The sequence below is a fragment of the Clostridium oryzae genome, assembly GCF_002029235.1.
GTDB classification, from domain to species: Bacteria; Bacillota; Clostridia; order Clostridiales; family Clostridiaceae; genus Clostridium_AE; species Clostridium_AE oryzae.
The window spans coordinates 1-5,136 of the sequence record NZ_MZGV01000124.1; the positions used below are offsets into that span (position 1 = coordinate 1).

Consider the following 5,136-nt stretch of genomic DNA (forward strand, 5'->3'; position numbering starts at 1 on the left):
ACTCCAATATTTATTTTTAAAATCCTGATACTTATCTACTAATATTTCTTTTACTGTTATTTTCTTATCTACCATAATACCTATATTTTACACACTTATCCACAACCTTGCAATTACATAGTTTCCTATAGAATAAAAAAGGGTTACACCCTATGTCGGCTAATTCCATTCATTAAGTAATTACACCACATCTTTGAGGTAAATTTCCTAATGGCTCATAACTCGGCTACGCCTCAAACAATTCGCCATCTTAACGAAAATTTGCCTAAAAGACATGGGTAATTGCTAAACTCACTCCAAATGCCTCCTGCGGCCACTCACTCCTTTAACCAACTCTATGTATTTACAAAGTATTATTTTCTATATTACTTCGTATATTATATAGTTACGTACTTTTAGCAATGAATGCAATTTATTCATATACAGTTGAAAGCTATCCACAACTGGCAAAATACATAAATTCTTAGACAACAAAAAAGTTTACTTGCATTATCAGACAATGCAAGTAAACTTTTTATAAATCTTAATATATTTAACTATAGCTCTTGTTGAAGAAACACCTTTACTTCTCTTAAATTTTTGAATCGCTTAAAGGCTAGCTTCTCTATTTCTTCGCTGGGTTCTTTCATATCTGGAATTACAATTGGATACATTTTTGCAGAGTGAGCTGCCATTATACCTGCTTCTGAATCCTCAAGCACTATACAATTCTCATTATTACAACATAATTTTTGAGCAGCCTTCTCAAATATCTCCGGATTAGGTTTAGAATTTTCTACTTCATCACCACAGACAATGCAATCAAAATATTTATATATATCTACCATCTTTAGATGTTTCGCTGCAAGCTCTCTGCGAGTAGATGTCGCTACAGCTGTTTTAATTCCTGTTTCTTGCAAATAATCGAGCAATTCATAAAGTCCTTCTTTTACGTCAATTCCATTTTCATCTATATATTGCTCTGCAAATATATATCTATCTTTTATAATATCATCTATGGGAAAATCGATACCGTAATGTCCTAAAAGCGTTTCTTTCACCTTCGGTACATTCTTACCAAGAACTTTCTTAAAGGCATTCATATCAACTTCATATCCATATTTCTTAGCAGCCTTCTGCCAGCTAATGAAAGATATCTTTTCTGTATCAAGCATTAAGCCATCCATATCAAAAATCACTAGTTTTATTTTGTTCATCTTAGTTATGTTATCCTTTCATAATTGCTCAAACATTATTTATTTCATTCTTTGAGTACAAGCTACCATAACTATTATAGCATAACAACTAAGATTCCAAAAAGAAAAACTATATTTTAAATTTTTGAATTATAGAGCTTAACTTTTGTGAAAGTTCAGCTTGGTTCTGCGCGGACTGAGCAACACTTTTTACAGCTTCTGATATCTGATTAGTATTACTCATTATCTCCTCTGAGCCAGCAGCAGATTCCTCTGCTGTAGCTGAAACATTCTGCAAAGCATCATTTACCTGATACACAATGTTTTGCATCTGCTCTGCTGACCTCGCTATGTCCTCTGCCATTCTATCTATAAATTCAGCATCCTTACCATAAGTGACCCCTACATCCATAATCATATCATACGTAGGTTTCACATTGTTAACCATGTATTCCAGCATATCTTCTCCACTTTTTGATAGTAAATCGAAGGCTTCCTGAACCTGCAAAACCATATTTTGAATATTACTAACAGCATCAGAAGATTGCACAGCAAGCTGCCTTACTTCTTCCGCAACTACTGCAAATCCTTTTCCATGTTCACCTGCCCTTGCAGCTTCAATAGCCGCATTAAGTGCCAGCAAATTGGTTTGCTCTGCTATGCTTCCTATAGAATCTGCCATAATTCCAACATCTTTGACGATTTTACCTGCTTCAATGGATTTAATGATATTGTCACGCTTTTCCTGATATATTATATTATTTTGATCTATATTCTTTGAAGCTGTTTCTTTTATCTTTACTGCTCTTTCATTAATCTCATTTGCAGATAAATTAGTATCCTTTGATTTACTTGCCAGCTGACTCGTATTCTGACTTATCTGTTCCATGGAAGAGCTTACTTCAATAGTAGTACTGCTTAATTCCTGAGCTCCTTTAGAAATTTGAGTTGTAGATAGCTCAGCAGCCTCCATCATTGAAGATATCTCTTCTGTAGTAGCTGTAAGTTCCTCACTTGATGCACTTATTTCTTCTGCACCATATACGATCTGTTCAACAAGGTGACGTATATTATCGCTAGCATTACCTAATTCACTTGCCAGCTTTCCAATCTCATCTTTTCCATGTAAATTGGTATTCTGCGTTAAATCACCATTTCCTATCTTTTCTGCTGCCTTTAAAACCTTCTTCAGTCTTGTTGATATATTCACGGATATAAACAATCCTATAACTACAGCAAGTATTAAGCCTATTACAGCTACGCTAAGCATTATTATCAGTGCAACTTTATATGATTTATTATTTTCCAAATTAGCACTTTGAGCCTTATCACTATTGATTTTAATTTCTCTTTCCAAACTGTTCATCAGACTTGCTCTTGCATTAGCAATTTGAGTAAGTCTTACTTTAGATTTTTCAAATTGTTTTTCATTTGCTAAATTTATTACATCACCATATATATGTCTAAAGTCATTTAATGAGGCAGTTAATTTATCGAAATTAGGCTTTTCCTCATTAACTAAATATTTTTTTCTATATCCGCTTAATATTGTATCTATCTCATTTGATAGATCCTGTACTTCTTTTTCAAGTTCAGGGTTTTGGTTATCTTTATTATTTTGGTTTGAAATCTTTAGTAAATCATATCTTATATCACCAATATCAGCTTTTATCTTGTTTACTTGCTGTATAGCTTGTAAATTGTTATTATAGATTTTATCAGAATTTGTATCTATATTCCTCATACTTACCGCACCAATAAAAGCTACAACAGCGATAAGCAGTGCAACGAAAACAAAAGTTGGTATCAATTTCATTGATATTTTTCTATTATTAATCCAGTTCATCATACTCTCCTTACCATTAGAATAATTTAAAGCAGAAATAAGAACAAGAAATACACATAATGTTATATTCCTTGTTCTCTATTATTTATTAAGCTACATAACTTATATTGCTTCCTACAATTTTATCAGAATTACTGTTTTTGTCATCTTTAACGTTTTTATCATTAGTGTCCTTACTATTTTCTTTAATTTCTTGATTTATGTTCTTCATTTTTTCACTAATTGTCTTATCCCAAGACTTCATTCTATCCTTGATTGCATTCATTTCTTTATGTTTTGGTCCATCTACACTTTCTGAAACTCTACCATCGTGCTTTATCTCATAATCAAGTATGGCAATTCTGGTTTTGCCGCTCTTTTCCTTACTGAAAGCCATTTGAGCCGTTTTCATGTCTCCGTGTACACTAAGTAGATTGCTCATCTGTTCTGTAGTTGCATCACTTTTTTCAGCATCAGGATCATCAGCGTTTGGGTCTGTTTTCTTGCTGCTATCCTTTTTAGCTTCTTCTTTCTTGTCTAAAGCCTTTTTAGCTGACTCTTTCTGCAGCTCAGTTATCTGTTTGTCAATCTGCTCAATTTGTTTGTTTATATCTTCAATTTTATCTTTAACTGTAGAGTAATTGCCGTTGTCAGCTGCTTTTTCCATAAGTTCGCTTTTTCTCTTAGCTAAATCCTCTTTCTGTTTTTGAAGCTCATCAATCATTGTATTACCAGTAGCTTTATTCTTAGTTTTACCATTGGTCTTATCATTTTTTTGCTGAAACCTTAATGCATACTGATTATTGGCTGATGAATTCAATGAATTGATATACATACTATCACCTCCCTACTACTAATTTATCGTTTAGCTATTATAAAACATTATACTATAATTACAATTAATACATTTTATAGATATTATGGAACTACAAATCAAATATGTATATACTTAAATATAGCAGATATTTTTATTTTATAACTGGAGGTAGTTCATTTGACTTTTAAAATTTTACCCAAAAATGCTGTTGAGTTATCAAAATTATTATGTAGAGAATCGATTAAAACTGGTGATATCGTAGTTGATGCCACCATGGGAAACGGAAATGACACAATATTCCTTTGTACTCTTGTAGGTTCTTCCGGAAAAGTATTCGCATTTGATATACAAGAACAGGCTGTAAAGGAAACGAAAAAAAGGTTAGAAAAAAATAATTTTTCTAACACAGCTGAACTTATTCTAGACAGTCATTCCAAAATGGATAAATATGTTAATAATTGCAAGGTAAAACTTGTTTTATTTAATTTAGGATATCTTCCAGGAGGTAACCATAGTGTCACTACAAAAGTTACTTCAACCATTGAAGCTTTAAAAGCTGCAATAAATATATTAGATATAAATGGACTAATAATACTCGTAATATATCCCGGCCATGAGGAGGGAGCAAAGGAAAAAGACGCTTTAGAACAATATGTAGGGCAATTAGATCAAAAGATATATAATGTAATGAGATTTAGTTTTATGAATCAGGTTAATAATCCTCCTTTAGTAATTTCTATAGAAAAACTGCTAGAATAAAAAAAGATTACATCCTACGTAGGCTAATTCCATTCATTAAGTAATTACACCACATCTTTGAGGCAAATTTCCTAATGGCTCATAACTCGGCTGCGCCTCAAACAATTCGCCATCTTAACGGAATTTTCCCTCAAAGACATGGGTAATTACTAAACTCACTCCAAATGCCTACTTCTGATGTAATCTTTTTTATGCCCTAGCTCTTAATATTTGCAAAATGCTTTTATTATATTGCTTTTGTTGCCTTCTTATCTTAATTCACTAACTTCAAAATATATTACCGTTTCTTTTAACTTCTTCGCAAGCATGTTGTACCGTTTTTTCATTTAGCAACCACCTTTTCTCCTATTTAGTTGTGTATCTTGATATTAATTAAAAGTTATCCACAATTGGCAAAAATCATAAATTTCTACACTGGTGTTCAGAGAATGGGAAACATTGTTTAAAAAAAGTAATGCAGTAACCACAAATTATATAAACATGAATATTAGATATATTTATCAATATATTGCCATAAGAAAAGAGTATAGTTGTCCAATAAAACACTTTAATGTATATTG

At 32.0% G+C, this 5,136-nt stretch carries 4 protein-coding genes; 1 reads left to right on the forward strand and 3 read right to left on the reverse strand.

The features are described from left to right. Positions 1-536: 536 nt before the first annotated feature. From CLORY_RS22355 to CLORY_RS22365, 3 genes are all read right to left on the reverse strand, one after another. Positions 537-1,196: an HAD family hydrolase gene (locus tag CLORY_RS22355; RefSeq protein WP_079428729.1), complete on the reverse strand. Its 660-nt coding sequence runs from the start codon at positions 1,194-1,196 to the stop codon at positions 537-539. A 109-nt stretch (positions 1,197-1,305) separates the two neighbouring features. Continuing rightward, positions 1,306-3,021 (reverse strand): methyl-accepting chemotaxis protein, encoded by a 1,716-nt coding sequence (locus CLORY_RS22360; protein ID WP_079428731.1) that lies wholly within the window; start codon positions 3,019-3,021, stop codon positions 1,306-1,308. Between the two features lie 88 nt (positions 3,022-3,109). After that, positions 3,110-3,835 (reverse strand): hypothetical protein, encoded by a 726-nt coding sequence (locus CLORY_RS22365; RefSeq protein ID WP_079428733.1) that lies wholly within the window; start codon positions 3,833-3,835, stop codon positions 3,110-3,112. A 159-nt stretch (positions 3,836-3,994) separates the two neighbouring features. Between CLORY_RS22365 and mnmM the strand changes: the two genes are divergently transcribed. Next, a complete protein-coding gene (mnmM, locus tag CLORY_RS22370; RefSeq protein WP_242954490.1) occupies positions 3,995-4,576 on the forward strand; it encodes a tRNA 5-(aminomethyl)-2-thiouridylate-methyltransferase MnmM in 582 nt (193 codons plus the stop codon). Positions 4,577-5,136: the final 560 nt, after the last annotated feature.